Origin of the sequence: Paenibacillus sp. S02, from assembly GCF_019454065.1 — a bacterium.
GTDB lineage: Bacteria > Bacillota > Bacilli > Paenibacillales > Paenibacillaceae > Paenibacillus > Paenibacillus polymyxa_B.
The window spans coordinates 2,072,048-2,097,851 of sequence record NZ_CP073682.1 but is presented as its reverse complement, the minus strand read 5'-3'; the positions used below and the strand labels follow the sequence as shown (position 1 = coordinate 2,097,851).

At 45.5% G+C, this 25,804-nt stretch carries 28 protein-coding genes, 1 tRNA gene and 1 other annotated feature; of the genes, 10 read left to right on the top strand and 19 right to left on the bottom strand.

The genetic code is table 11. The features are described from left to right. Nucleotides 1-177 precede the first annotated feature (177 nt). The gene (locus KAI36_RS09360) at nt 178-1,107 is read left to right on the top strand and encodes an ArsR/SmtB family transcription factor (RefSeq protein WP_025723513.1); all 930 of its coding nucleotides are present in this window, start codon (nt 178-180) and stop codon (nt 1,105-1,107) included. 57 nt (nt 1,108-1,164) lie between these two features. On the opposite strand, the gene KAI36_RS09355 is transcribed toward KAI36_RS09360, so the two are convergent. Further along, a complete protein-coding gene (locus tag KAI36_RS09355) occupies nt 1,165-1,875 on the bottom strand; it encodes a DUF1361 domain-containing protein (RefSeq protein WP_220027577.1) in 711 nt (236 codons plus the stop codon). A 95-nt stretch (nt 1,876-1,970) separates the two neighbouring features. After that, complete coding sequence (locus tag KAI36_RS09350; protein WP_028542799.1) at nt 1,971-2,579, bottom strand: DUF1349 domain-containing protein; 609 nt, start codon at nt 2,577-2,579, stop codon at nt 1,971-1,973. 189 nt (nt 2,580-2,768) lie between these two features. After that, nucleotides 2,769-3,007 (top strand) — a binding site (T-box leader). 43 nt (nt 3,008-3,050) lie between these two features. On the opposite strand from KAI36_RS09350, the gene KAI36_RS09345 reads away from it, so the two are divergent. Further along, nucleotides 3,051-4,235 (top strand): aminotransferase class I/II-fold pyridoxal phosphate-dependent enzyme, encoded by a 1,185-nt coding sequence (locus KAI36_RS09345; protein WP_025723516.1) that lies wholly within the window; start codon nt 3,051-3,053, stop codon nt 4,233-4,235. 176 nt (nt 4,236-4,411) lie between these two features. Here the strand turns inward: KAI36_RS09345 and KAI36_RS09340 are convergent, their stop codons facing one another. Genes KAI36_RS09340 through KAI36_RS09325 form a run of 4 tightly spaced genes read right to left on the bottom strand, consistent with a single transcriptional unit; the run spans nt 4,412 to nt 6,617 of the window. Continuing rightward, on the bottom strand, nt 4,412-4,972 hold the full coding sequence (locus KAI36_RS09340) for a GrpB family protein (RefSeq protein WP_220027576.1): 561 nt from the start codon (nt 4,970-4,972) through the stop codon (nt 4,412-4,414). Between the two features lie 35 nt (nt 4,973-5,007). Next, complete coding sequence (locus KAI36_RS09335) at nt 5,008-5,583, bottom strand: O-acetyl-ADP-ribose deacetylase (protein ID WP_220027575.1); 576 nt, start codon at nt 5,581-5,583, stop codon at nt 5,008-5,010. A gap of 32 nt (nt 5,584-5,615) precedes the next feature. Next, entirely contained in the window at nt 5,616-6,008 is a 393-nt protein-coding gene (locus tag KAI36_RS09330; protein WP_023988064.1) for a hypothetical protein, read from the bottom strand. Nucleotides 6,009-6,029: 21 nt separating this feature from the next. Continuing rightward, nucleotides 6,030-6,617: a TetR/AcrR family transcriptional regulator gene (locus KAI36_RS09325; protein WP_220027574.1), complete on the bottom strand. Its 588-nt coding sequence runs from the start codon at nt 6,615-6,617 to the stop codon at nt 6,030-6,032. Nucleotides 6,618-6,822: 205 nt separating this feature from the next. On the opposite strand from KAI36_RS09325, the gene KAI36_RS09320 reads away from it, so the two are divergent. Continuing rightward, the gene (locus KAI36_RS09320) at nt 6,823-8,058 is read left to right on the top strand and encodes an MFS transporter (RefSeq protein ID WP_220027573.1); all 1,236 of its coding nucleotides are present in this window, start codon (nt 6,823-6,825) and stop codon (nt 8,056-8,058) included. Between the two features lie 85 nt (nt 8,059-8,143). Here the strand turns inward: KAI36_RS09320 and KAI36_RS09315 are convergent, their stop codons facing one another. The 4 genes from KAI36_RS09315 to fabF form a co-directional block, all read right to left on the bottom strand. Continuing rightward, the gene (locus tag KAI36_RS09315; protein WP_220027572.1) at nt 8,144-8,884 is read right to left on the bottom strand and encodes a zinc ribbon domain-containing protein; all 741 of its coding nucleotides are present in this window, start codon (nt 8,882-8,884) and stop codon (nt 8,144-8,146) included. A gap of 94 nt (nt 8,885-8,978) precedes the next feature. Then, on the bottom strand, nt 8,979-9,935 hold the full coding sequence (locus tag KAI36_RS09310) for a helix-turn-helix transcriptional regulator (RefSeq protein WP_220028083.1): 957 nt from the start codon (nt 9,933-9,935) through the stop codon (nt 8,979-8,981). A 20-nt stretch (nt 9,936-9,955) separates the two neighbouring features. After that, nucleotides 9,956-10,462, bottom strand: a complete 507-nt coding sequence (locus tag KAI36_RS09305) for a GNAT family N-acetyltransferase (RefSeq protein WP_220027571.1) — start codon at nt 10,460-10,462, stop codon at nt 9,956-9,958. A 140-nt stretch (nt 10,463-10,602) separates the two neighbouring features. Further along, nucleotides 10,603-11,841, bottom strand: a complete 1,239-nt coding sequence (fabF, locus tag KAI36_RS09300) for a beta-ketoacyl-ACP synthase II (protein WP_023988058.1) — start codon at nt 11,839-11,841, stop codon at nt 10,603-10,605. Between the two features lie 163 nt (nt 11,842-12,004). Between fabF and KAI36_RS09295 the strand changes: the two genes are divergently transcribed. The 4 genes from KAI36_RS09295 (at nt 12,005) to KAI36_RS09280 (ending at nt 17,061) form a co-directional block, all read left to right on the top strand. Then, nucleotides 12,005-12,844 (top strand): helix-turn-helix transcriptional regulator, encoded by an 840-nt coding sequence (locus tag KAI36_RS09295; RefSeq protein WP_220027570.1) that lies wholly within the window; start codon nt 12,005-12,007, stop codon nt 12,842-12,844. Nucleotides 12,845-12,979: 135 nt separating this feature from the next. Continuing rightward, nucleotides 12,980-14,794, top strand: a complete 1,815-nt coding sequence (locus KAI36_RS09290; RefSeq protein ID WP_220027569.1) for a DEAD/DEAH box helicase — start codon at nt 12,980-12,982, stop codon at nt 14,792-14,794. A gap of 1 nt (nt 14,795) precedes the next feature. Then, entirely contained in the window at nt 14,796-15,746 is a 951-nt protein-coding gene (locus KAI36_RS09285; protein WP_220027568.1) for a YqhG family protein, read from the top strand. A gap of 58 nt (nt 15,747-15,804) precedes the next feature. Next, nucleotides 15,805-17,061 (top strand): hypothetical protein, encoded by a 1,257-nt coding sequence (locus KAI36_RS09280; protein WP_258296353.1) that lies wholly within the window; start codon nt 15,805-15,807, stop codon nt 17,059-17,061. 99 nt (nt 17,062-17,160) lie between these two features. On the opposite strand, the gene KAI36_RS09275 is transcribed toward KAI36_RS09280, so the two are convergent. Continuing rightward, on the bottom strand, nt 17,161-17,352 hold the full coding sequence (locus KAI36_RS09275) for a YqzE family protein (protein WP_023988052.1): 192 nt from the start codon (nt 17,350-17,352) through the stop codon (nt 17,161-17,163). Nucleotides 17,353-17,643: 291 nt separating this feature from the next. On the opposite strand from KAI36_RS09275, the gene KAI36_RS09270 reads away from it, so the two are divergent. Continuing rightward, complete coding sequence (locus KAI36_RS09270) at nt 17,644-18,405, top strand: N-acetylmuramoyl-L-alanine amidase (protein WP_220027567.1); 762 nt, start codon at nt 17,644-17,646, stop codon at nt 18,403-18,405. Here the strand turns inward: KAI36_RS09270 and KAI36_RS09265 are convergent. From KAI36_RS09265 to KAI36_RS09255, 3 genes are all read right to left on the bottom strand, one after another. Continuing rightward, the gene (locus KAI36_RS09265) at nt 18,380-19,315 is read right to left on the bottom strand and encodes a divergent polysaccharide deacetylase family protein (protein WP_220027566.1); all 936 of its coding nucleotides are present in this window, start codon (nt 19,313-19,315) and stop codon (nt 18,380-18,382) included. The two genes, KAI36_RS09270 and KAI36_RS09265, sit on opposite strands and share 26 nt — an antisense overlap. A gap of 125 nt (nt 19,316-19,440) precedes the next feature. Beyond that, nucleotides 19,441-19,953 (bottom strand): peptide-methionine (S)-S-oxide reductase MsrA, encoded by a 513-nt coding sequence (gene msrA, locus KAI36_RS09260; protein WP_220027565.1) that lies wholly within the window; start codon nt 19,951-19,953, stop codon nt 19,441-19,443. A 69-nt stretch (nt 19,954-20,022) separates the two neighbouring features. Further along, nucleotides 20,023-20,862, bottom strand: coding sequence for a MerR family transcriptional regulator (locus KAI36_RS09255; RefSeq protein WP_220027564.1), 840 nt, complete (start codon nt 20,860-20,862; stop codon nt 20,023-20,025). A 136-nt stretch (nt 20,863-20,998) separates the two neighbouring features. Between KAI36_RS09255 and KAI36_RS09250 the strand changes: the two genes are divergently transcribed. Then, a complete protein-coding gene (locus KAI36_RS09250; RefSeq protein WP_023988047.1) occupies nt 20,999-22,498 on the top strand; it encodes an MFS transporter in 1,500 nt (499 codons plus the stop codon). Nucleotides 22,499-22,923: 425 nt separating this feature from the next. Here the strand turns inward: KAI36_RS09250 and KAI36_RS09245 are convergent. Further along, nucleotides 22,924-23,007: transfer RNA gene (locus KAI36_RS09245), tRNA-Leu, on the bottom strand. Nucleotides 23,008-23,228: 221 nt separating this feature from the next. On the opposite strand from KAI36_RS09245, the gene KAI36_RS09240 reads away from it, so the two are divergent. Next, nucleotides 23,229-23,765, top strand: coding sequence for a YhjD family protein (locus tag KAI36_RS09240; protein ID WP_220027563.1), 537 nt, complete (start codon nt 23,229-23,231; stop codon nt 23,763-23,765). A 142-nt stretch (nt 23,766-23,907) separates the two neighbouring features. Here the strand turns inward: KAI36_RS09240 and KAI36_RS09235 are convergent, their stop codons facing one another. From KAI36_RS09235 to KAI36_RS09220, 4 genes are all read right to left on the bottom strand, one after another. Continuing rightward, nucleotides 23,908-24,237 (bottom strand): carboxymuconolactone decarboxylase family protein, encoded by a 330-nt coding sequence (locus KAI36_RS09235; RefSeq protein WP_220028081.1) that lies wholly within the window; start codon nt 24,235-24,237, stop codon nt 23,908-23,910. A 117-nt stretch (nt 24,238-24,354) separates the two neighbouring features. Beyond that, the gene (locus KAI36_RS09230) at nt 24,355-24,576 is read right to left on the bottom strand and encodes a hypothetical protein (RefSeq protein ID WP_220027562.1); all 222 of its coding nucleotides are present in this window, start codon (nt 24,574-24,576) and stop codon (nt 24,355-24,357) included. 140 nt (nt 24,577-24,716) lie between these two features. Beyond that, complete coding sequence (locus KAI36_RS09225) at nt 24,717-25,061, bottom strand: hypothetical protein (protein ID WP_007429850.1); 345 nt, start codon at nt 25,059-25,061, stop codon at nt 24,717-24,719. Between the two features lie 101 nt (nt 25,062-25,162). Continuing rightward, on the bottom strand, nt 25,163-25,735 hold the full coding sequence (locus KAI36_RS09220; protein WP_013309742.1) for a xanthine phosphoribosyltransferase: 573 nt from the start codon (nt 25,733-25,735) through the stop codon (nt 25,163-25,165). Nucleotides 25,736-25,804 lie beyond the last annotated feature (69 nt).

The window sequence follows — 25,804 nt, the reverse complement described above, 5'->3', positions numbered from 1 at the left end:
ACGATTTATTTATGAAATAATCTCTAATTTGGAGTCTAATTCACTCCCCTCTTTATTTAGTAAAAAAAATTTACAAAAAAGCAGTTTACTTCTTTTTGATTTTATTTTAACATAAATCAAAGTAAAAAATATAAGCGCTTACATCACAATTTTTATAGATAAGGATGGTCTATAGCTATGATTTATATTAAGGACTTAATGTCAGGGTTAGATATTTTTAAAGCACTGGGTTCCGAAATCCGCATTCAAATTCTCGAGCTACTTGCTTATCAGGGCCAAAGTATGAATGACATTGCAAACAAACTTAATTTGAGCAACGGTACCATTACAATGCATATTCGAAAGTTGGAAGAATGCGGCCTTGTGGAGATCAATACCGTGAGCGGCAAGCACGGTACCCGAAAAATGTGTTATTTGAACAAGGATAAGCTGATGGTAGATTTGCGCAGTAGAGAACAAAAAAATGTGTATGAGGTTGAGATTCGCGTAGGTCATTATAGTAACTACCAAGCGTCCCCCACTTGTGGATTGGTGACCCGAGACAGCATTATCGGCGATTTTGATGATCCACGCTATTTTGCAGATCCCGGGCGGCTGGAGTCGGAAATGATCTGGATGGCTGAAGGCTTTTTGGAATACCGCATCCCCAACTATCTGAAAGCGAATCAGTCCTTTAAAGAAATTCAATTCTCCGCAGAACTGGGCTCAGAAGCACCCTGCTATTGTGAGGAATATCCCTCTGACATTTGTTTTCATATTAATGGTATCCCTATTGGGCACTGGACCAGCGCCGGAGATTTTGGAGAAGTGCCGGGGGTTCTGAATCCAGATTGGTGGCCACCGCATTTGAATCAATATGGTATGCTCAAATTAATTCGCATCAATCAGCATGGCAGCTTCATTGACGGGTGCCGCATATCCGAAGTCACAATAGACGATATTAACCTTAACTATAAAAGCGACATTACACTCCGTTTATCTGTAACCGATCAATCGGAAAACAAAGGAGGGCTCACTATTTTTGGCAAAAGATTCGGGAATTTCAGTCAGGATCTGCTTGTGCGCGTGCTTTACGATGTGCATGGGGAGGACAATACCAGCTCTTGACACTACACGTGTAAAAAATAGGCCGAAGCCTGTATTCATTGAATACATGTCCTCGGCCTAAACATCCTGATTCTCACTTAAAGAGATATAGATCAATAAATAAAAAATGACTGCTATCCCAAACACCAGCCAGCAAAAGGACAGCAAATGAAGCCTTGGTCCTGCATGTACTCCCCATCTCCAAATATCCGCAAGGAGCACCAGTGGCTGCAATAATACATCCCAGCTATTCCAGCGAGCAAATCTGCCTATATATACGCCTAAGCTGGCCAGCCACAACAACACAAAAACTACAGTCCATGCGAGCCCACCTGAACAAATCCTCCTCAACATATGGTGGATTACCAATACACAAAGGGATGTAAGAAAAAGGCCCAGCCCTGCTGCTGAAAAAGACGTAAATAAGATTAACCAAAATTGTGTGTTCAACCAAAAACGTGTATCAGGATTCACATCGTAAAAACGAAACGCATGAAGTAACTCAGTTACCAAATAAAGAGCATTCGGCAGAAAAAACAACCATACAATTGAAGAGAAAAATAAAAGAATACTTCTCACTTTTGTACTTTGCAGTCTGGATAAAGCCATCATTCCCAGAGTGATAAAGACCGGAACCCAGGCCAGGAATATATCCCAATACAGAAATTGATACATCCTCGTTCCGCTTGTGGACTGTAAATACATAATGAGTCCGAAACAGCCCAACGTAGCTACAAGCAGCACTCCCAACAAACTGGGCAGCTTGTAGCCATTCCTTCTTAACAGCAAGTTTCCATCTACCTCCTGCCTGAGTATGCGTATATACGTCTTTTTAAGTCCTGTTTTATAGCGCTTTCATACTTAGAGAGAAAGCCTTTGTCTATTTACTCCACGTTTCGTATGTCCTCGGATACATGGTTTGTTATCGTCAAGGCATCAAAGGTAACAGCACAGCCCTCCCCCACCGGGGATTGAGCAACAACTCCAACTTTTAGCTGGTTAGGAACATTCATACCAAAATATCTCGCCAGCTTCCAATGCTGACCGTCTGATGAATAATGGAATGCAAAGCAATTTCCAGCTCGTGCCACTCGTAAATACGGATTGGACACGTCCATCGCCCCAGAGATACAATCATCGGATGTATCCCGAGTGACCACACTAAGAATAGATGGAGTGCTTTCAAAATATTCAAAACACAGCTTAGCCCAGTGGGTATCATCCGCCATCATCATCAAGCATCCTGAATCATAAGGCTGCTTCATATCAACACGGACCCTCGTCCATATTGTAAAATCACCTTGAAGCGTTGTATGCAAAAAGGGTGCGGACGATTTAGTCGCTGCGCCTGACGGATCCCTAAAGAAATCTGCCTGTGAAGGTGCAGAAATTTGCAAAGACTTGGAATCATCGAATCTCCATTCAGCCGGCTCATTGATCCAGCTCCAATCCGCCGGCAAAACTTCACTGCTAAAGCGTTCAAATACGTTCATATGGATACCATTCCTCTCTGGCAATATAGTCATATAACACATTGAAATCCGGGGCACATTCCCCTTGATACCACTATATACGTTATTTTCCAGTCGTCAATGATGATGATGTGTCTTTAAAGTTTATAAAAAAAAGACTTGCCATCCTAAAATGTTGTGCTTATAATTACACCTAACTTGATACAGTAACAAATTTCAATGACGAGAACGAGTAAGCTATACAGCGGATTTGCAGAGAGTTGGGGCAGGTGAAAGCCAACATTCCGAGGGTAGCCGAACGCCATCTCTGAGAAGCGGGCTGAACCTGAAGTAAGCTCTGCCGCCTTTCCAGCGTTAACCGGAACACGTATTGATGGATACGTGAACAGAGTGTCATTTCCTATGGAATGAAACTAGGGTGGTAACACGGGTATAAACTCGTCCCTTTTACAGGGGCGGGTTTTTTTGTTTTTCAAAAAGGAGGAAATCATCATGACAAATGTATCGACAGTAGTATCTATAACCGATTTTTTGACTCCAGCTGTACGGGAAATGCCACCTTCAGGCATCCGTAAGTTTTTTGAATATAGTACAGGCAGAAAAGATATTGTATCGCTTGGTGTCGGTGAACCTGACTTTGTGACCCCTCAACATGTCAGAAAGGCCTGTATCACAGCACTGGAAAATGGTAAAACATCATACACACCGAATGCTGGACTTCCCGAGCTTCGTGAAGAGATTGCCGGGTATCTGGAGAGCAGCTTCAGCACATCCTACAACCCAACAGATGAAATCATGGTTACCATTGGCAGCAGTGAAGCACTGGATTTGGCACTACGCGCCCTGATCACCGCACACGATGAAATACTCATTCCGGCTCCATGTTATATTTCGTATTCGCCCATCACGTTTCTGAACGGAGGACATACCGTAACGGTTGAAACCTCTGCGGATCAGCAGTTCAAGCTGACAGCTGAGGCACTCCAAGCCAAGCTGACTCCACGATCCAAAGTGCTTATTCTCTGTTATCCGAATAATCCGACGGGTGGGGTGATGACCTATGAGGATTGGCTACCGATTGCCCGCCTGGTTGAGGAGCATAATCTTGTCGTCATATCAGACGAAATTTATGCTGAACTGACCTATGGACAGAAGCATGTAAGCTTCGCTGCTCTGCCGGGAATGAAAGAGCGCACCCTGCTCATCAGCGGCTTTTCCAAAGCATTTGCGATGACAGGCTGGAGGGTCGGCTACGTGTGCGGCCCAAGAGAGTTAATTTCAGCTATGCTGAAGATTCATCAATATACCGCCATGTGCGCTCCTATTATCGGGCAAATTGCCGCAATTGAATCCCTGCGTAACGGGCTGGAGGAAAAAGATCGTATGATGGAATCCTACAATCTGCGTAGAAAATGGTTCGTTGAAGGCCTATGTCAGACAGGACTGCCATGTCACGAACCAAACGGTGCCTTCTATGCTTTTCCCTCCATTATGCACACAGGGTTAAGCTCAGAGCAGTTTGCCAAGCGGTTGCTGGAAGAAGAAGGAGTCATTACTGTACCCGGTTCCGCATTTGGCCCAGGCGGCGAGGGCTTTATCCGCTGCTCGTATGCATCATCACGAGAACAGTTGGAAATGGCTTTGGAACGCATCAGCGTATTCTTAAAACGTCTATAAATACGATTTTTCCTATCATGAAATGAACATGAGTACTGGATGAAAGTTACTTTAGCAACTTCTGAATAAGCTTTTTCTGGTGTGCTGGCAAGCCTTCCGGCCATTCCCCTACACGGCAATAACAAATGTCGGAGATTTCGGCGCCTGGTCGGAAAGTACTCGGGAGTCCGGACATCCTAATCTTTAGGATGTCCGGTATTCAGAACGTTTTGCACAAAATCAGTCTTGGCCTCCGTGTACGCTTCACGATCATGCTGATTTTCCATCGCCAGCCGCCTTTTTAATACATCATATTGCTGAATCAGCTCAGGCTGTTCACGAAGTCGGTTCCGAAACAATAGCTGCCGATCCCAATGCTCATCAGATTTCAGTATGAGATGCAGATGTCCCTTTCTTTGATCCTGTTCCACTTTAACCAAAAATCTTCTCCATTCCCGACCGTCCAATTCAGGCGGAACATAGTTCCAGCCTGCTGGTTGTAAAGCAGATACGATCTGTTCCAGTTGATCCCAAGATTCTAATTTTGCCATAATATCAATAATGGGCTTAGCGGAAAGATTGGGAATTGCCGTGCTTCCTATATGTTCGATTTCCGTCACCTTAAACGGCAGTAATAACTCCCGCAACTGGTGAATGATCTTTAAGCCCTGCTCTGACCAGGCAGGATCAGGATTCACTATTTTTACAGGCTCCGTAGCCCACACCGGCCAATGTTTCTGGTTTTGCTCCTCATGCATTCATGATCCCCCCTAATTTCCACGCATGTATTCTCTCATTCAACTGTATCTTTTTGAATATCCTTAACACCATCTTGTAACTTACGGCTGTATAACTGAGCATTTTCCGCATCAAAACAAACAAAAATAATCTCATTCAAAGCTGCATGTTCACGTACAAAACGTGTCACTTCCTGTATAGCAATATCCGCCGCCTTTTCTTTCGGGAAACGGTAGATGCCTGTGCTGATATTCGGAAAGGCCATGCTTCTTGCATTCAGTTTTAAAGCCAATTTAAGTGTATTCTGATAGCATTTCGCCAATAGCTCCTCTTCCCGATGGTCGCCACCATTCCACATAGGGCCGACGGTATGAATAACATATTGGGCATCCAGCTTGCCAGCTGTTGTATAGACCGCACCTCCTACGGGACATCCACCCTGCTTGTTTCTGATACTTACACATTCTTCTAAGATAGCCGGACCGCCAGCCCTATGAATCGCGCCATCTACGCCACCGCCACCCAGCAAGCTTGTATTTGCTGCATTGACAATAATATCCGCCATACAACGGGTAATATCCCCTTGCATCACACGTATTGTCACGTTTAATAGTTCAATTTGGGTATCCATTGATCCTGCTCCTCTTCTAAAAATTAACTCGTTTATATAGTCATCTTATAGTCTCCACAGGCAATTTCTACAATATCGTCATAGGTTTTCAGCATGAGGTGCTTTAGATTTTTCCCCCGTGCGCTTGCTATTGTAGCCAATAACGGCGTATCTGTAAGCTCATCAAAGCTGCTGCCCTGCGTATATTCCCGATCAGACAGGTGCAAAGCGACGTCCAGTTCAATCATGTTGAAGTAGTAGACTTCTGTGAATATCAGTTCGTAGGGCACAAAACCATCTGTTGCTTCCGCTGCCAGCCCCCCATTAATCTCTCCCTTCAAAACTAGCTCCTTCTTCGAATAATTCATATGCACATGGTCCAAATAGATCGCATCTCGTCCATACAATGCTCCAATCGGGGTTTGAACGGCCTTTATCTGTGGCATCCCTGCTTCTTCCCTTCATCTCTATTTCCCATCCAGTAATATAAGTAAAGTCGCAACCGCCTGATCTACAAAAGAGCGCGCTGGACGTGATTTCATCATCACGGTAATCCCGATTAACAAAGAGACCATCGTATGGGCCAGAGCTCGTGCGTCCATGCTAGCCTCCAGCTCACCTGATCGTATACCACGCTCAAGGGTTTCCTGAAAGACGGCAGATAGATACATCTGATGTTCTCTGGTTAAAATTTCAAATTTCTCATCATGAGGGGCTAGTTCTACCATCGTATTAATACAAAAGCATCCCCTATTAGACCCATCCTCGTACTCTTCTGCCACGATTCCTCCAAAAAAATTGTAAAACGCTTCTTTTACAGAAGAATTACTTTGTAGTCTAGAGCGTACATAAGCAGCGTGGGATTGCGTATATTTGCGCAGCGCGGCTTCGAATAATTGCTTCTTGTCTCCAAAAGCAGCGTAAATACTAGGGCGCTGAATTCCCATTTTGGAGGTTAAATCACTTAAAGATGTAGCCTCGAATCCTTTTTCCCAAAAAATTTGCATCGCTGCATTCAACGCTTGATCTTCATCAAATTCCCGTGGTCGAACCATAAGCAGCTCCTTCTTTTCTTTTCTTTTCATATCGTTCAGTATATTAAGATTGTATGATCAGGAAAAGAAACTGTCAAATATGTACACGATAAACTCTTGACATTTTATATATACACGAGTTATATTGACCTAAATTCATTACATACCAATCGGTATATTATACTCAACGGTATGTAACTTACAGAAAGCGACGTGGTATGTGAAAATGAAGACGTCAGAAGAAAAAGCGGTACTCCTCCCTCATCAAACGGTAGCAAATGCTGCCGAAACAGCCCCCATTCCCTCCTTGTCCCGATCTGTGGCACTCTTGTTTGCCATAGCCTGCGGGCTGGCTGTCGCTAACATTTACTATGCACAGCCATTGCTGGATGCGCTGGCAAACGAATTTGGCATTACGCACTCATCGGTAGGCATGGTCATTACCATCACGCAAATTTGTTATGCGTTGGGATTATTGCTGCTCGTCCCGCTTGGCGATCTTTTGAATCGACGGCGACTGATTACAGGGCAAATGCTGCTATCCGTGCTGGCACTAATCGTGGTTAGCTTTGCTCCTACCCGTACAATACTGCTTATGGGAATGGCAATGGTTGGACTGCTGGCTGTAGTCACTCAAACACTCGTGGCTTTCGCCTCTACCTTGGCTAATCCGACTGAACGTGGGCGTATCGTAGGTCTGGTGACCAGTGGAGTCGTTATCGGCATTCTGCTGGCACGAACCGTGGCCGGTGTATTAACTGATCTGGCAGGCTGGCGTTCAGTTTACCTTGTTTCTGCTATACTTACGCTGTTTATGGCTGTAGCTCTGTTGCGGGTGTTGCCAAAGAACGAACCCACAAGTGTGACACTTTCCTATCCGCAACTGCTCCGCTCGGTTATCGTACTGTTCGTGCAAGAACGAATTTTGCGCATTCGTGCTGTCCTTGCGCTGCTCATTTTTACGGCGTTCAGCATATTGTGGACTTCGCTTGTGTTACCTCTCAGTGCCCCGCCTCTATCTCTTTCACATACAGCCATCGGAGCCTTTGGCCTGGCTGGAGTCGCCGGGGCATTAGCAGCAGCACGAGCAGGGCGTCTTGCCGATCAGGGCTTGGGACAACGGACGACGGGTATCGCACTAGTTGTATTGCTGCTATCCTGGTTACCTATCCGCTACACCGAGCATTCTCTGTTCGCTTTAGTTCTTGGCGTAATACTTTTGGATTTGGCCGTACAAGCTGTACATGTCACCAACCAAAGCCTGATTTTCAATGTTCGCCCTGAGGCACGGAGCCGACTTACTGCAGGCTACATGATATTTTATTCCATCGGTAGCGCCACCGGGGCCATTGCTTCCACTCATATGTACATCTATGCCGGATGGAACGGGGTGTGTCTATTAGGAGCTGGTGTCAGTGCTCTGGCTCTCATCTTTTGGGCTGTAACTCGACGTTTAACTTGATGGGGAGACTGCTATTGATTGAATCAGAAAAAACCGCTGGTCCACAATAATGGCCAGGCGGTTCTCTTCTGTCACGACAAAATCATCACTTGATTGCAATATAAATCAAAACAGGTTCATCTGGACTGCCATACACTTCAAAATCACCTGTGTATGTCCGCTCCCCTTGTCCCATGGCAGCCCACTCCCAAATCGTCTGCCATACATGGAAGACAGAAGAAGGTTCCTGAGTTGCCTGAAAAATAGCATAGCGTGCAGCCGGAATGACAAGTTCTTCAAGATCGTCAGGAGTCTGGAAATCTACAGCCGCTTCCTTCCCGATAAAAAATGTATACTCGCCCAAAGCTCCATTTTCATAGTCAGTATAGCAACCATAGACAGAAGCATGTCCTGCTTTTTCCTTTATCCGACCAGGCACGTCCTCACTCCAAAAACGTTCCCACATGTTTGGAATGATCCCGTGAGATGTTTGTTCATTCTGATTACTGGTACGTGCTTGCAACCCAATCAAACGGATCTCACCTCGATATTCTTCCCGAATGGGTCCATCTAGTGTAAGCCCCGTATCCTCTGAGGACCGCCATCGTTTCAAAAACGGCAGGTAATTACGCAGCATCGAAGTCGCTTCTTCTTCCTGCATCCCCTTCTCTACCAGGAAAGGCACAGACTGCTGAATCATTCCCTCCATAGTCAATTCAGGCTGTACAAATTCGCCTTCCTTGTAACAATACTTGCAATACTCATCCGTTTTATGATGTTGTGCATCCGTTCCATATTGATCCTCATGCTCCAGCGGCATCCCGCAACTTTGACAAACTTTATCCATCCTTGTAAATCCCCTTTCGCTAACTGATATCAGGTATGCCACCAGTATAACGAAACAAACCTGACAACTATGGGTCAGGTTTGTTTTACTTAATCTAAGATGATTCCCGAACTTCTTCATAATTAGACGCAATACGTAGCGCCATCTTATGAATCTTGTCTCGCAAATGGGCTGGCTCCTTGACAACCACATCCGGCCCCAGGCTTAAAATAAATCCGTACGCCCATGCATCCTCGGGAAACGGGACTGAAACCGTATAGATCCCTTCCTCCTGCTCGGTCAATGCTTCTACACCAAACCAGTCCTCCGCCAAATGCCTTGAGTTACGGTTAAATTGTAGCGTAAATGGTTGTACGGCTCTGGATGCCTCCATCCGTCCCTCATTCCACGGCAGCACTTCATAAGAAAGATCCCTGCGAGCAAAAACAGTCTCTGTAACCACAGGGTCACTCATGCGGGAGAGTTTGAATAGACGAAACTGCTCCCTATCGGGACAATACGCATATACAAACCATTGTTGTCCTTTCAGAACGAGCGTATGCGGTTCAACATTTCGTTCCGTTATGGCTCCTTCCGCATTTCGATAGGTAAAAGCGAGAGTACGCGCTTGGCTCATTGCTTCTTTCACCTTTTTCAATTTGCCTTCCTGTGCAGCTTGATTTCCCCATCCCGAATGATCAACGATAAACTGTGTGGTTTGGACACTAAATTGCTCTTTCCCGGACTCCGGTATAATACTTTCAAATTTATGAAGTAACCGCGACACATTTGGGCCGCCCAACGACGAGGACAAACTCTGCAGCCCCATCACAATGTCCTTGACATCGTTATCCGTCAGCATACTGCGATCCAGGCGGTATCCTTCCATCAGACCGATTCCCCCATTGGCTCCCTGATAAGTCACCACCGGAATACCTGCCATACTAATCGCTTCAATATCTCTATAGATCGTCCGGATCGAAACCTCATATAAATCAGCCAGTTCCTTCGCTTGTACTCTATTTTTCTTTAGCAGCAAAATGACGATAGAAAGCAATCGGTCAATTTTCATTTTTTCAAAACCTTTCACCCTTAGTAAAAATAAGCCATGAGCTCCTCATTATATTCCTGTCCGTGATATTCTAAAGCATTCTTTTCTATACCATAGGTTTCAAATCCCAACTTCCTATACAGCTTAACAGCAGCTTGATTGGTAGTTACCACACTCAGGTTAATTTGCTTCAAACCTTCCAATTTTCTACCTTGGCTGATGACTTCCAATAAAAGTTTTTTAGCGATCCCCTGACCTCGGTAGGTCGATGGTACATAAACTCCCCAAATCGTTCCTTTATGCTGCGTTTTTATTTTTTGCTCTCTTCTAAACCCAGTCATACCAGCCAGCTGATGATCCTGTGTAAATGCGCCAAGTATGTAATGATCTCGTTTATTTTGTATCTGCTTCACCACATCAGATAATGGAACTTGTGCAGCTTCCTCATAGGAGGTTCCAAAAGCTTCAGGGTTCATTTGCAGGGCTTCCAGTCTCAAATTCCAATACGCTTCAGCGTCTGCTGGTTGTATGTTCCTGATTAAAATCATGGTTTCCCGTCCCTCCAAATGTTTCCTTCATCTTACTCTATCTCTTCTCTAAAATGAATCTGTTATTCTTCGATTAAAATAACCTCAGGTGCTCTATCCAGCCGGATAGAATGCCTGAGGTTTCAATAACTCCTTACAAATTATGACTCGTAGCGCTTCAGCACAATAACCGCATTATGACCACCGAAGCCGAAAGAATTAGATAGCCCAATATTTAGTGGAACCTTGCGCGCTTCGTGAGGCACATAATCCAGATCGCAAGCAGGGTCTGGATTATCCAGATGCATGGTTGGCGGAATGATACCTTCTCGCAGGCTTTGCACAAGTGCAATCGCTTCAACACCGCCCGCAGCCCCCAGCATATGACCCAGCATGGACTTATTCGCAGTAACCGGAATCTGATAGGCATAATCACCAAAAAGCTTGTGGATTGCAAGGGTCTCAGCGACATCACCGACAGACGTACTCGTCGCGTGGGCGCTAATCACGTCCACTTCTTCAGGGGAGATGTGAGCCGAACGAAGGGCCGCTTTCATCGCCAAGTAAGCTCCGGTTCCTTCGGGATGCGGTGCAACCATGTGATAAGCATCCGAACTGGCTCCATAACCGATGACCTCACCATAGATTTCCGCACCACGTCGGATAGCGTGTTCCAGTGACTCCAGTACCAGAATACCTGCACCTTCGCTCATGACAAAGCCGTCCCGATTCTGATCAAAAGGTCGACTTGCTATAGAAGGCTCCTCGTTACGTGTGGATAAGGCAGTCGCATTAGCGAAACTCGCCAAGGCCAATCTAGTTACCGCCGCTTCAGCCCCACCGGCAAAAATGACATCCGCATCTCCTGTACGAATCGTCCGAAACGCCTCTCCAATTGCTGTATTCCCAATAGAGCAAGCCGTCACGGGTGAAAGCGTAGGTCCCATCGCTCCAAACGCGATACTAATTTGAGCAGCAGCCATATTCGAGATCATCATAGGTACCAGCGTTGGGCTAACTCTACCCGGTCCACGATGTAGCAGCACATCTACATTGTCCACCAACGTATCCAAACCGCCGACTCCCGATCCCACATAAACACCAACACGCTCCAAATCGGTGTGATCCAGTTCCAGACCGGAATCCTTGAGCGCTTGCTCTGCCGCATATAATGCAAACTGAGTAAACCGATCCATTCGTCTAGCATCTTTACGTCCCCATTGCTTTTCTGCATCAAAATCCTGTACCAGTCCAGCAATTTGTGCTTTCAAATCGGACACATCGAATGTATCAATTTTACGTATACCTGAATTGCCTTCCAGCAAATTCTTCCACAACGTGTCCACTTCATTACCCAGTGGGGAAACGACACCCATACCTGTTATCACTACTCTTTGCATAAGCTATTCATTCCTCCTGCTCGGTGACTTACTTATAATCCTCATTTTAACCTTGTCTTATCCTATTACAAGTGTTTGTTTATCCTGGTATAATGAACACTACTATAGTAAACGCATTATTTGCTCACTTCGGATATACCCATTGAATGGAGAGAAAATACCTATGAAAACGGAAGCACGTCTGGAAGCACTATCTGTTTTTCTAAAAACAAAAAGAGCCCGCCTACACCCACATATGGTCGGTCTCCCCCAAGGATCACGTCGCAGAACACCAGGCTTGCGCAGAGAAGAAGTCGCTCAACTGGCAGGTGTCAGTACGACCTGGTATACCTGGCTGGAGCAAGGACGAGATATTAAGGTGTCCGCCTCTGTGTTGGATGCTATTGCTGCCGCATTGCAGTTGAACACAGACGAGCGCAAATATTTGTATGATTTGGCGATCGAGGCCGGGTCTCACAGCCTTCCTGTTCCTGCAGAGCAAGCCGTCATTTCCCCCTCTCTGCAAAAGATCGTACAAGAGCTGCACTACTGCCCTGCTATTATTTCAGATCGGCGCTGTCATATTGTCGGCTGGAACGCCGCTGCTGCTCATGTTTTTTTGGATTTTGCCGAGCTACCCCATGAGCAACGCAATATGATTGAACTGCTATTCACCAAAAAGGAGTTTAAAAGTCTAGCCGTGAATTGGGAACACTTTGTAAAGGGATTCCTTGCTATTTTCCGCGCTTATTACGGGCAATACGTGACAGACCCCTGGTATGCACAATTTATACAAAATATGAGCCAGGCCTACCCAGAGTTTAACGAGCTTTGGAATCAGAGCGAAGTAAGCTCCGCACCGGAGGTGCTCATTGAATTTCGACATGCCAAGGCTGGCAAAATGCTATTTGACCTGACTTCTCTTCAGGTACAAGGCAGTGTTGATCTCCGTTGTAGCATTTACACCCCCAATGCGCAAACCTCTACGGAAAGTAAACTCCAAAAGTTAATGGAAGGCAGCTAAAGGATTTCATCCCTCCTGTTATGAAGATATCTTTTTCCGTCCATACTACATCTACGATCTGTGCTAAATAGATGCCACATATGTGACAGAACCAAGAGCTTCAACTGTGCTACTACCAGGAGGGAGGGAATCATCATGAAAGCCAAATCGACAAGTTCCCCGCATATACACAATCAAGCGCCACTGCCTGTTCCGGTGCAATTTGATCGAAGCTGGCAGGATGAGCTGGACCAACGCCTACGCAAAGGTGGCCCTTGGGGAGATTGGAATCTGTATCAGCTGGCCATTGAGGCTGAAAAAGCCAAGCTGGTGCCGAGCTTCGATGAGCTTCAATGTCTACAGCATTTGCAAGACCTCACTCCACTACCCCATCAGCTGGATACCGCTCGGAAGGTACTGTTTCAAATGTCCGGACGTGCCATTCTTGCCGATGAAGTCGGCCTAGGCAAAACGATCGAAGCTGGAATGATCCTAAAAGAATATCTGGTTCGCGGGCTGGCTTCCAAAGTGCTTATTCTTGTACCCGCATCCCTGGTCCTACAATGGGTGCGTGAGCTGAACAGCAAATTCGGTATTCCCGCTGTCGCCCAGAAGAAAGCGTATTCTTGGTCTTCCGAGGTCGTCGTGGCCTCTATGGATACCGCCAAGCGGGAGCCCCATAGTAACATCCTGCTAGATACCGATTATGACCTGCTCATTATAGACGAGGCTCATAAGCTGAAAAATAAAAAGACATCCAACTACCAGTTCATTATGAAGCTGCGTAAAAAATATTGTTTGCTCCTGACAGCAACACCTGTACAAAACGATCTGTCTGAGCTGTTTAACCTGATTACACTGCTCAAGCCCGGTCAATTGGGAAGACATGGCGATTTTTCAGCCAACTTTGTTGTAGATAAACGTCTGCCTAAAAATGAAGATCAGCTCAAGGATGAGCTGTCTAAAGTCATGATCCGCAATCGTCGCGGAGAAGGCCCGGTTCAATTCACCAAACGAAATGTTTCTAACATTCACTTGGAACTTTCGCCGGAAGAGCAAGCGCTGTACGATGGGGTGACCTCTTTTGTCAAAGAGCAATACCAGGCGAATGGCGGAAATTTAAGTAGCATGCTGTCTCTCGTCACCCTTCAACGGGAAGTGTGCAGCAGCCGGGACGCTGTGTTCGTGACGCTGGTCAATTTATCCAAAAAGATGGCTCCAGACTCTCCTCTACGCGATCGTGTCTGGGATTTGGTTGCACACATTAAAGCGATCAAGGCCAATTCCAAAGCAGAAAAAGCGCTTGAGCTTATCCGTCAGATGAACGAAAAAGTGATCATTTTTACAGAATACCGAGCCACACAGGAGTATTTGCTGAACTATTTCCGTGACCGTGGCCTATCTGCTGTTCCTTACCGAGGCGGTATGAACCGTGGACGCAAGGATTGGATGATGGATCTGTTCCGTGGGCGCATTCAGGTCATGATTGCCACCGAAGCGGGTGGTGAAGGCATTAACCTGCAATTTTGTCACCATATGATTAACTTCGATTTACCGTGGAATCCCATGCGCGTGGAGCAGCGGATCGGACGGGTACATCGACTTGGACAGACGCATGATGTTAATATTTTTAACTTGTCCACAACTGGAACGATTGAGGAGCATATCCTGCATCTGCTGCATGAAAAGATAAATATGTTTGAGATGGTCATTGGCGGATTGGACGTTATTCTGGAGAAGTTTGAGAAGAAAGAATCCATTGAAAAAAGTTTGTATAAAATTATGCTTGAATCCAGTAGCGATGATGAAATTCGCAAAAAAATGCAAAATCTGGGCCACTCGCTAGATTCCATCAAACAGGAGATGGAACAACTGCGCACAGAGCAGCCAAACACCGAGAATTTATTAGGCTTAGCAGGCAATACGGTTCCTCCGGGCAAAGCTCGACGCAGTGTGAAAGGAGGTCGCTAGTTTGACCATGAATGTACAGCAAGTCCAGCGTTTTGTCCACACCTATCTGGAAGCTACCGGATGTAGTGTCATCGAGAGGTCGCCCCACCATGTAACCGTCAAGCTTTCTCCAGAAGCGGATAAAGCCCTAACAAACCGCCCCTACTATTGGGGATACGTAGAGCGTACTGGCGTTCCAGCGCAGACGATGTCCTTCACTTTCATCTTTGATGGGGAAGCCTATCGCACAGAACAGGAACGTTTAGCCGATCATACGCCGCCAACTCCAGCATCAGGCAACACAGCACAGGATCAGGTCATGGGGCGTTACTTCGGTCATGTACCGACGTTACCACAATTAGGACCTGGACGTATTTTGCAGGAGGAGCTTCGATACGGAAGCCGTCGGCTGCATCAAATTTTTGAAGCCGCACGGGATGGAGGGAAATATGTTTATTTGTTTGAGCAACCTGATGCCCGTCAGCTGTCTGCCCGCTCTCCCGTAGTCTATGAAGCTTGGCTCAGCATTTGCTATAAGATTGAATTCGCCTGCGATTTGAAGCGTGAGGAACTTCAGTGGCTAGGTATTTCGCTCAAAAGCGGCACCATTGTAACCGATTTTGGCGCCATGCTCGAAACCCGGCAGCTCAGCCCGCTGCTGGCAGGCAATATGCATGTACAGCCCGCCAAGCTATCTGTCCCTGAAGCTTCCACCTCGCTTGAAGGCTACCTCACTGAACAACTCCGTCAGCAAGATTATGGTTGGGCTGAGCAGGCGAAGGAACGATTGCGCGAGGAATTGGAGGTTATTGACCACTACTACGATGATCTAATCAAGGAGCAGAAAGAGGAAGAGGATAAAAAAGAGGCCATATCGGAGCAGTATCAAGCCCGTCGTAAAGAAATGGTATGGCAATATGAGCCTAAGGTACTCGTATCCGCCATTAACTGCGGGATATTTCATCTGCGGTAACCGATATCTCTCGCTCCTTCGCAGGAGAGTTGCAGAGGTATCGTCAGCTTGTAACATCTTGCTTCAGCCTACATCAGTTTCCGCTGCTGTAACCACAAGTTTGGTTAAACATGTCTCCTATGTATCGACAGCAAAAAACGAACCTGGATACGACATTTACGCCGACAAGGTGCAGCAGTCTTTTTATCGGACAGGCTGTATGCTGGATAAAAAAGAATGCCTCCGTCGGGCAATCAAGCCGACAGAAAGGTGGATTACATTGAATAAGAGTCATTCCGGGCACTATAGCATAGGTATGATCGCAGCTGTTCTGATCGGCCTGTCCGCAGTCTGTCCGTTCACTTCCATTCATGCGGCTCCCTCAGTCGCACAAGGCAACAAATTAAACTCGGTGTCTCTCTACAACGAAAGCTCGTGGGTTCCTCCATTGAACTCCACGAGTCCTGTTACCCCTTCCCCGGGTGACGTTTCAGCAAGTTTTCCTACTGAGGAGCAAGGCGTGCCCGCAGACGTAAAACAGACTGCGGACAACACGGTACAATCCCTATCGTCGCAGCCCCCTTTTGCCTCGTGGAAAGATGCTGAGCTTAGCTATCATCCGCTCGGACCTGGAACCCATAGTTGGCTTGTTCAAGTAAACCGTGCGGGAGAATACATCGGCTACCTGATTATCGGATCAGACTCCAATGGCGCATATCAACTCAACGAATACGGGAATGGTCCTGGCGGGCCTTATAGTATGGATGTACTTCGTCAATCCCTGGTGTCGCTCACAGATACTGATCTTTCATCTATCGACAAGCTGCAAATCACACCTATGTATGAGGAACCGCTACTAGCCTACTGGCTGGTGCGTTCCTCTACAGGCAGCGAAATATGTATTGATGCTGTAACTGGCGATCCGTTACCTGTAGAAGTGGCAGATGGGAGTTGGAAACATAAGCTTCAGAACAACGCATTCTCTTCAACTGTACCCTTTTTGAAAACACAGGCGCAAGCGGTTGCAGTCTCGTCTGATCCTTTTGGTCCCTATGACGATCTGGGTTGGCTTCAACCCAAGCAAAAACTTTCTGTCCATAACACAGCCCAATTTATGGATACACTGAGCATTTCACCGCGTATTATATTTTCTGCCACAAATATCAATTTTGCCTTTGGAGGGCCCTTATCCATTAGTGGGTATCAGTCCTGGATATCCCCAGATCATCCGTCCCAACCCAATTTATATGCGTTAACCTACCATCATGGACTGTCCCGATTTGTACCATTAAAACAGTTATTGTCAGCTGGTGAATTTTATCGTTTGGACTCTTAGTTATTAAGAAACACGCAAAATGATTCGGAATGATCCCTACAACACAAAAAGAGACCTCAAATGGCATACCCTATGCCTCTTGTGGTCTCTTTGGCGAGTTTAATGTCGCTCTCTTCGTTCTCTGCGTGTGGATTTCATCCACATTTTCAGAGCCAGAGGCAACATGCCAAACCATTTGCTCACCCACGGCTCTCTGGCTTGTTTTTGACTGCGCCGAACATCACGCGGCGTTTCCATATAGCGAACAATCCGCTGCGTAATATACGTCACCAGTTCGTCACTCTTCGCCATCCTCCATGACCTCCTCCATTCTGCCCCTATCATGTCCATTCACATTGCCTGAAAATATCGGATTTACACGTTAGGTGAAGATACAACTAGCTTGCTCATTTTCCAAAAGGTCTAACCCCTGTGGGAATAACTATGCATGGTTTCCCTTAAATGGAACATACTATCTTCAACATAACAGTTACCTCAAGGCTAATTGTTATGTTTTGAAGGCAGCTACGTTGCTTTAGGTTTGATGTCTGTTATGCCTGGTTTTTCAGTAAACAATTAATTCGTCCACTGGAGGAATAGAACGTGCGAAAAAAAAAGTTAAACAAGATATGGCTGAAAGGGCTGGGGTTGAGCCTATGCATCCTTTGCAGTGCTGTATTTGCCCCATTTACCTATATAGCTGCTCAGCCCAACGAGAAAAGTAACGAACCGAACAAGTATACAGAGGGTCCATCCAACGTACATTCGTCCTACCACGCTTTTGCCAAGCCCGTTGTCCTGATTGATGTAGGTCATGGCGGTGTGGATGGTGGAACAAGTCACAAAGGGCTTTTGGAAAAAGATATCAATCTCGCCATTGCTCAAAAGCTGTACTTGATCTTACGCTCCCAGGGTTACCCTGCTGTCCTAAATCGGGACAAGGACTACGCACTGAGTGACGATAACCGTTGGTTGCAGTCCAAATCCCGGCACCTTAAAGACCTGGCTCAACGTAAAAGTCTAACAGAACAACTGCCGACCGCTTTGGTTGTAAGCCTGCATGTCAATTGGACCAAACGTACCGAAAAACGGGGGCCCATTGTGCTGTATCAGGATGAAGGCAGCAGCTATCTGTTGGCTGAACGGATTCAGCATTCATTAAACCGCTTATTTTGCATGAATAGAGAAACAGTGTACGGAAAACCCTTTTATCTTCTGAATAAAATCCAGCATCCCGCTGTAATTGTGGAAACCGGATTTATCAGTAACGAACAGGACAGAGCCATGCTTTCCGGGGATCGCGGTCAAAAAAGCATTGCTGAAGCTGTTGCCGAAGGCATTATTGCGCATCTGACGGCATGGTAGTGTTAGTGGCTGGGTCTCCAGTCCATCCCCATACAGCACGCACCAAATCGCTAATACCCACAAATTTGGCGTGCTCCTTTAGCTTGGGGACCGATGAATGAAGAGCAGAGGATGTATACATGCCAGAAACACCGACGTGCCCAATCGTTACGCATGTATCGTGCTCGTCCAGCCACTCAACCACTTTTGTAAGTTGCCGATTCACATGAGCGAGTGTATGGACATCATCCAGAAAAACATCATTGCGCACCGGTGGCATTCCTTTTTTAGCGGCAAGTTCAGGCACCACTGACCAATAATTAGTACGGCTATCGACAAAAAATAGTCCATGCTCCTTACAAACATCAAGAACAATAGACATAATGCGCTTATCTGAAGTGACCTTGGAACCCATGTGGTTGTTCATCCCTATCGCATAAGGAACATCCTTAATGGCTGCTGTCACCTTGGCGCGCACTTCTTCATCCGTCATATTAGCCTTAATTGCTCCGGGTCCAAGCCATTCGGGCTTTCCCTGATTAGGCTCCATTGGAAGATGGACGATGACATCATGACCGTGCTTATGCGCTTCCATAGCGTCCTGTTTGGTTGTAGGTAGGAAGGGCATTACAGCAACGGTGATTTTAACGGGTAAATTTAAAATCTGCTCAGTCCCTTTCATGTTGTTTCCCAGATCATCGATAATGACGGCAACCATCTTTTGCCGCTGGTCCTGTTTGTCTATTGCTTCTGCAACACCAGTACTACAAACCATGAATAGCATACAGACTGAAATACAGAGCACTACAGTTCTTCGTATTTTGGAGCTTGAATGGAATACAGGTACATAAGCTGGCTCTTTTCGGCCGCGAGATGCCTTTAAAGCCTTTTTTATTATGTTTCTCATGTGTAGCTTCCGTCGTGTACTCATTGCGGGTCAGCCTCCTTCTCTGTCCCTTCATTGTGTGAGTAACCTCGTCTAAATATGTATAAGGCAGACTCATGGAATAATCCCTGATCTGCCTTACAGTGCGTAGAAACGTATATTAAAACTGCTTACCAGTTCTTGTCGATAAATTCATCACGGCCTGATTGGGCCCGATCTTCCTTATAGTGCTTCACGTTTTTCTTGTGGTAATCCTGATGATAATCCTCTGCCGGATAAAAAATCGAAGCAGGAAGAATCTCCGTTACAATTGGCTTATCAAAACGTCCACTTTGTGCCAACTGCTCCTTGGACTGTTGCGCAAGCTCACGTTGCTGCTCTGTATGATAAAAAATTGCGGGTTTATACTGTGTACCTCGGTCCTGAAATTGACCTTCCCCGTCGGTAGGATCTGTTTGCGGCCAATATAATTCGAGCAGCTTTTCATAAGGAAACAGCTCAGGCTCAAAAGTAATCTGCACCACCTCGTAGTGACCTGTAGTTCCTGTTTTAACCTGCTCGTAGGTCGGATCGGGAATCGTCCCTCCAGCATAGCCTGAGACAATGCCATGAATGCCCGGCTGCTCCTCAAACGGAGTCACCATACACCAAAAGCATCCACCTGCAAAAGTTGCTTTCTCCATCTTACATCCAACCTTTCAATAGCTTCATCATAAAGTGCGTTATTTTCTATCATATCTTAAAAGATAGCCTTATAAAAGAAATTTTCTCCCTTTACAAACCTCAACCGATATCCGTATTACATAGTCGTCTGGATTTTTTTCTGCGAAATAGTTGAGCAAATCCACTGCGTACGCACTCCCGCACACAGTCATCCCTTTACTCGCTATATACTCTTTTATAACGGAGTACGCTTCAGACATTGTTTCATATGATCCTCTGTGATTTAAGACAGCATAGAGGCCTTTGGGTTTGGCAACTATTCTCTCTCCTACAGTCGGAGCCTTTAGCTTATTGGCAATATAGTCCGAATAATAATCCCCTGACACTACCCGATCCTTACATAAAATAGTCCAGATCGGAAACTCATAATCAGTAAAGTGATTTTCGCAATAATCTCGATGTTCACTTAATTTGTGAGCAAACTCCTTATCACCATCACCCTGTTCCAGTTGAGTGGCAATGAAATATTCCTCTTCACATTCTTCTATCGACGGTCCATCGTGTAACTCTCCCTTGGCTTGCTCCGTCATTTCAATGGCACCTTTCAATAGGCTTTGCATCCGTTTTATTCTAATCCGTTCCACTTCCAGGTCATGTAGTTTCTGTTTGAATAGCTCTATGAGCAGAGGCGTATTCTGATTCTGAATAAATTCCTTGATTTCCAGTAGTGAGCTCCCCGCCTTCTTTAGTACATTAATAATATCAAGCGCATAGCATTGCTGAATGGAGTAAAAACGATAGCCTTTTGAGTTTGTGAATTCTGGTTTCAAGAGCCCGATCTCATCATAATGGAACAGGGTATGTTTGGTGACTCCGCAAGTTTTGGCCAGCTCACTGGTAGTAAAGTATGGGCTGTGACTTTTTGACATAACTCATTCCTCCGTTATGTTTTAGAAGTTTAGTATGTCTATTTTATCCCGAGAATTAGCACTTGACTATAGGGTAACCCTATAGATTAAGGTTTTAAATTGTAATAACTTAAATTTGTATTCACGGAGGAACAACATGTCTAAATTCAAACGCTGGTTGGTTCTGGCTATCGTATCAAGCGCTCTTTTGCTTATTGTGATGGATATGACCATCCTGTATACCGCATTGCCGAGCTTAACCCATGACCTCGGTGCATCAGCGTCAGAAAAATTATGGATTCTCAATGGCTACTCGCTCGTTATGGCGGGTCTGCTGCCAGCAATGGGAACGCTTGGGGACCGCTTGGGTTATAAAAAAATCTTTACCCTCGGGTTGCTTGTATTTGCTGCTGCTTCGCTTACTGCCGCCTTTTCCCCCGTGCCCTTTGTATTGGTGGCGTCTCGAGTTCTTCTTGCAGTCGGAGCGTCTATGATGATGCCCGCTACCTTGTCAATCATTAGGGTTACATTTACAGATGAACGCGAGCGTGGATTCGCGATCGGCATTTGGGGCTCCGTTTCTGCAGGAGGAGCAGGACTAGGTCCTATCGTCGGGGGGCTTCTTTTAGAGCATTTTTGGTGGGGTTCTGTATTTTTGATTAACCTGCCGATTGCGATCATTGCTTTTGCATTAACTCTGATTTATGTTCCAAAACATGCGGGCAATAAAGAGAAAAAATGGGATCTTACCGGCTCCATCCAAATCATGATCGCCATGGTGGGACTCATCTATTCCATCAAAGAGTTTGCCCGTCGTGACGGGTCTCCAATATTGGCCGTAATAGGTGCGGTTATCGGCGTCTTGGCACTTATCATCTTTATCCGTCGTCAAAATAAAAGCGCTAGCCCTCTTATTGATCTTACTTTATTTAAAATTACAAGGTTCAGCACCGGATTTATAACTGCCTTGGTGGGTGCATTTACACAGATGGGGATTCAATATATTGTAACCCAGCGTCTTCAACTGGTGGAAGGTCTGTCGCCTCTCCAAGCAGGACTGTACACGATCAGCATACCGATTGCATCTCTCATTGCTGGCCCCTTAACCGGGTCCATATTGCATCGCTATGACGTTATCCGTATTAAAAGCTTCTCTCTTCTGATTGCCGGTCTGGGAATGGGCATCTATCTCACGCAATTTAATTCAGGCATGGCCGGGCAGATTCTTGGATTGGCTTTACTTGGTGTGGGTTTGGGAGCAGGTATGACAGCAGCATCTCACTCCATTATGAACTATGCCCCGGCACACAAAGCAGGCATGGCTGCATCGATTGAAGAAGTTGCCTATGAAATGGGGGGAGCATCGGGGATTGCTATCATCGGAAGCATGTCAACTCTTGCGTATTCCCTAGCTATGAAAGTCCCTACGGGACTCCACGTTCCAGCGAATGTGAAAGACAGCCTGGATGAAGCGCTCATAGCTGCAGAGGGTTTGCCTGCCCAGGCTGCAGAAGCACTGAAAGATGCGGGCCGTTCTGCTTTTGATCAATCCTTTTTTGTTATCCTTGTGGGTGTAACTGCAATTTTGGTGGTAGCTTCGCTAGTTGTCCGTTTGGCAGGGGCGCGCTCCAAGAAAAAAAGAGATGTTGAGTTTTGATACAGTTATTCCATGTAGTTAATTCTAAACAACTGCCGCTACATCTTACGAGCGGCGGTTGTTTTATTTGTTATTTTTTGAGTGCCTCCAAAAGTCTCGTATTCAGTAGATTCAATTAGGAAAATTTCCACAGCCATTGGTAAGCATATTGAGTAGATTGAACTGAAAGAAGATCAAGCATGGCAAGGCTGGAAGAAAAGAGATAGAAGAGGTGAAAATATCGACTTCATAATAGAAATGGGGAAAAATCCACCGGAATGCGCTTATAAGGTCATTCCAACAGTAGACTTATTATCCTGTTCTCATAGCTTCGGAGAAATTTCTTCGACACAGGTCTTGCAGTAACAACTTAAATCTTTTAAGCATACAAAAAGGTCCATAAACTGCTACAAAAGCAATTCATGAACCTGTATATTATAAGATGATGCGGTCGAGAGGACTCGAACCTCCACGGGGGTTAGCCCACACGGACCTGAACCGTGCGCGTCTGCCAATTCCGCCACGACCGCATATATGTTGTCATATACCTCGAAAGATCAATCTTTCTTAGCGACAAGATAGATCATACCATGGTCATATCTAGATGTCAAACCTTTTATGTTCGTTAATTTCCTCTTGATAAAAAAGGAATAATAAACTAAAATAAGAACATAGGTTCTTGGGAACGAAGGTTCCTTTTCTTCAATCGGTTATGAATTATCATCACATTTTCCTAAGGCGGTGAATGGTAATGACCTCTTTAGATACTACTCAGCTTGAATGGTCTCTTGTGAAAAGTTATCTGCTCCTTACCTTTATTCAAAAAGTATTTGAGCGGGACAGCCTAATTCTTGAAGAAAGCGGTATGCTGAAAACCCCTGATCTTTATGTCGAAATGGTTAACGCAGGTGTAGATCGTACCGGAATCCTGCTATCTGAAATAAAACATGAATTTAATAAATATCACATTCGTGTTCTAGACATACAACAAAACCACTCCGGCGTTCACGCCACCTATATAAGTAAAGGCAATAAAGAGCAGTTCCGTATGGCAATGCCAGCATTCCGTAAAGAAATGTATGAGCGGATGCGAGCATATCTGGGGCTCTCGACCTCTATGCCTCATACAGCTGCCCTTCCTTTACTAGAGAAACATCGCCCCGAATTACCAAACAATTCAACTTCCAAACCTCTACGCATCGTTGAACGAAGTTTGGTTACATCCTCTTTGGCCTATAAGCGTAAAACGTCTCGCCCTGCTGCTTTTGCTGCAAGCAGAAGAGCATAATCCCCGCACAACAACCACGCAAAAGAAAAAAGCTTCCGCAGACACCAACTGTGCTCGGAAGCTCCTTTCCATATTCATCATATATCCAAATCGATCTATATTCGCTATGAAGAAATATAAGCATATCTATTAATGATTCGCTTTATTGCAACGCCTTCTGTACACGCGTAACCCCTTGACTTAGAGCATGTCCTCCACCTACCGCTGCGGCTACAGCAATGGTCTCCATAATTTCCTGATCACTGGCTCCTTTGGACCGCGCCTCGTCCACGTGATAAAACGTACATACTTCATTGTTGGCAAATATGCCAATGCCTAGCGCAATCAGTTGCTTGGTTTTCTCATCTAAGCTTCCGGCTTGAAAGCACTCTCCGGTAAAGCGATGATATGCATGAACTACCTCGGGCAACTGATCTTCCAAATGGCTGATTTGATCCTTGTATGCATGTACTTTTTCGTCCATAACCGTCATTGACACAGCACGTCCTCTCTGTTGTATTTTCCTTCATTACTGTGTCCGATTTAGAGTTTCTGTATGCCTAATGGATCACCCAGTTATTTTTATCCAACACCCATTTGCAACCCATTCCTAATCCAGATTTATCGGATTGTGACGCGGCTCGCTGAACGGCTGGTATGTATAGCTGCGATCCAATTTGACCACACGTCGATTCTGGCGGCGAATAAGCACCTGTTCATCATCCCATGCCAGTACAATGCCAACAACATCGTTGGACTCCAATCCATCGCGTACGACACGCACCTTTTCACCGGAGAGTCGATAAGCATCCAATTCTTCGTCCATAATCATCCTTGTCCCCTCCTTATTCACTTTTTTAACACAGCAACCATGATTCTATATACATGAAAAAAGTTTAAAAAGAGACCTAAGCGAATCATTTAGGTCTCTTCTCTCTTACTACTTATATGGATTGCCAACAGAGCGACAAATTATCCCGACTGATTTACACTGTGATCATGTTCTTTTGTATCATTCTTCTCGTACCAGAAGTCCAGCACTTGTGCAGACAACACTCGCTGATCTACATACTCCACTTGGTGAGCAGTAAATTCTTCTTTCCAAGAGAAGGACAATTCTTCGCATAGGTTAACCAACGTCAACAACTCAGACCAGGCCACATAGCGTTTATACCAAAAAAACTGAGGATGTTCAATCATATAGGGATACAAATCGTCGAATTCCGTATGCTTACAATCCAAGGCACGCTCAAAGTGTACTTTAGCCGCTGCCAGTTTTTCCAGAAAAAACTGTTCGGTCAATTGTTCTTTCCCCATGTTGCTGCCTCCTCTCCAAAACCTTATCTATATTATAAGCGAAATTGAAGCTCATGCAAAGGTTATTATTAGAAATAAGGATCAGGAGTTTTGAATTGTTACTATTCAGCAAACTCAATCTTGCCGTCAGCTAACGACGAAATTTTGACCAATGACTCTACACGAATACCCTGCTCACGGATGGTTCTCGCTCCGGCCTGAAAGCTTTTTTCCACCGCGACACCGAATCCAACCAACTCCGCTCCAGAGCGTTGAATGATTTTAACCATGCCTCGCGCCGCATCACCATTAGCGATAATATCATCAATGAACAGAACACGGTCATCTTCGTGAATAAATTGACGAGACAGCATAATATCCGTAACAATACCTTTAGTAAACGAAGGTACGCGTTCACATAGCGCGTCTGGATCAGCTAATAGGGTCTTTTTACGACGAGCAAATACCAACGGTACACCCAATTCCAATGCTGTCGCAAACCCGATGGCAATGCCTGAGGACTCCACGGTCACTACTCTGGTGATCTTCTCTTCCCGGAAACGTGCTGCGAACTCTCGTCCCATTGCCATTGTCAGCTCTGGATCAACCTGGTGATTAAGCAAACCATCCAGCTTCAGCACCTGATCTGATGCAATCACGCCTTCATTTAAAATTCGTTTCTTTAATACTTCCATTACATGACCTCCCACGGCATTCCTATGCGGTAAAAGTACCATACTTCACCCGCCGCTTTCAAGCTATAG

Bases quoted from the DNA above. Each gene is read 5' to 3' on its own strand.
- KAI36_RS09340 (WP_220027576.1), bottom strand. From the start codon at position 4,972: ATGCATGAGGAGCAAAACCAGAAACATTGGCCGGTGTGGGCTACGGAG.
- KAI36_RS09255 (WP_220027564.1), bottom strand. From the start codon at position 20,862: ATGTCAAAAAGTCACAGCCCATACTTTACTACCAGTGAGCTGGCCAAA.
- KAI36_RS09240 (WP_220027563.1), top strand. From the start codon at position 23,229: ATGACCTCTTTAGATACTACTCAGCTTGAATGGTCTCTTGTGAAAAGT.
- KAI36_RS09250 (WP_023988047.1), top strand. From the start codon at position 20,999: ATGTCTAAATTCAAACGCTGGTTGGTTCTGGCTATCGTATCAAGCGCT.
- KAI36_RS09265 (WP_220027566.1), bottom strand. From the start codon at position 19,315: ATGAGTACACGACGGAAGCTACACATGAGAAACATAATAAAAAAGGCT.
- KAI36_RS09360 (WP_025723513.1), top strand. From the start codon at position 178: ATGATTTATATTAAGGACTTAATGTCAGGGTTAGATATTTTTAAAGCA.
- KAI36_RS09310 (WP_220028083.1), bottom strand. From the start codon at position 9,935: ATGAAAATTGACCGATTGCTTTCTATCGTCATTTTGCTGCTAAAGAAA.
- KAI36_RS09330 (WP_023988064.1), bottom strand. From the start codon at position 6,008: ATGCCACAGATAAAGGCCGTTCAAACCCCGATTGGAGCATTGTATGGA.
- KAI36_RS09290 (WP_220027569.1), top strand. From the start codon at position 12,980: ATGAAAGCCAAATCGACAAGTTCCCCGCATATACACAATCAAGCGCCA.
- KAI36_RS09350 (WP_028542799.1), bottom strand. From the start codon at position 2,579: ATGAACGTATTTGAACGCTTTAGCAGTGAAGTTTTGCCGGCGGATTGG.
- KAI36_RS09275 (WP_023988052.1), bottom strand. From the start codon at position 17,352: ATGGCGAAGAGTGACGAACTGGTGACGTATATTACGCAGCGGATTGTT.
- KAI36_RS09230 (WP_220027562.1), bottom strand. From the start codon at position 24,576: ATGATTATGGACGAAGAATTGGATGCTTATCGACTCTCCGGTGAAAAG.
- KAI36_RS09295 (WP_220027570.1), top strand. From the start codon at position 12,005: ATGAAAACGGAAGCACGTCTGGAAGCACTATCTGTTTTTCTAAAAACA.
- KAI36_RS09320 (WP_220027573.1), top strand. From the start codon at position 6,823: ATGAAGACGTCAGAAGAAAAAGCGGTACTCCTCCCTCATCAAACGGTA.
- msrA (WP_220027565.1), bottom strand. From the start codon at position 19,953: ATGGAGAAAGCAACTTTTGCAGGTGGATGCTTTTGGTGTATGGTGACT.
- KAI36_RS09325 (WP_220027574.1), bottom strand. From the start codon at position 6,617: ATGGTTCGACCACGGGAATTTGATGAAGATCAAGCGTTGAATGCAGCG.
- KAI36_RS09305 (WP_220027571.1), bottom strand. From the start codon at position 10,462: ATGATTTTAATCAGGAACATACAACCAGCAGACGCTGAAGCGTATTGG.
- KAI36_RS09220 (WP_013309742.1), bottom strand. From the start codon at position 25,735: ATGGAAGTATTAAAGAAACGAATTTTAAATGAAGGCGTGATTGCATCA.
- KAI36_RS09225 (WP_007429850.1), bottom strand. From the start codon at position 25,061: ATGGGGAAAGAACAATTGACCGAACAGTTTTTTCTGGAAAAACTGGCA.
- KAI36_RS09335 (WP_220027575.1), bottom strand. From the start codon at position 5,583: ATGGATACCCAAATTGAACTATTAAACGTGACAATACGTGTGATGCAA.
- KAI36_RS09315 (WP_220027572.1), bottom strand. From the start codon at position 8,884: ATGGATAAAGTTTGTCAAAGTTGCGGGATGCCGCTGGAGCATGAGGAT.
- KAI36_RS09235 (WP_220028081.1), bottom strand. From the start codon at position 24,237: ATGACGGTTATGGACGAAAAAGTACATGCATACAAGGATCAAATCAGC.
- fabF (WP_023988058.1), bottom strand. From the start codon at position 11,841: ATGCAAAGAGTAGTGATAACAGGTATGGGTGTCGTTTCCCCACTGGGT.
- KAI36_RS09345 (WP_025723516.1), top strand. From the start codon at position 3,051: ATGACAAATGTATCGACAGTAGTATCTATAACCGATTTTTTGACTCCA.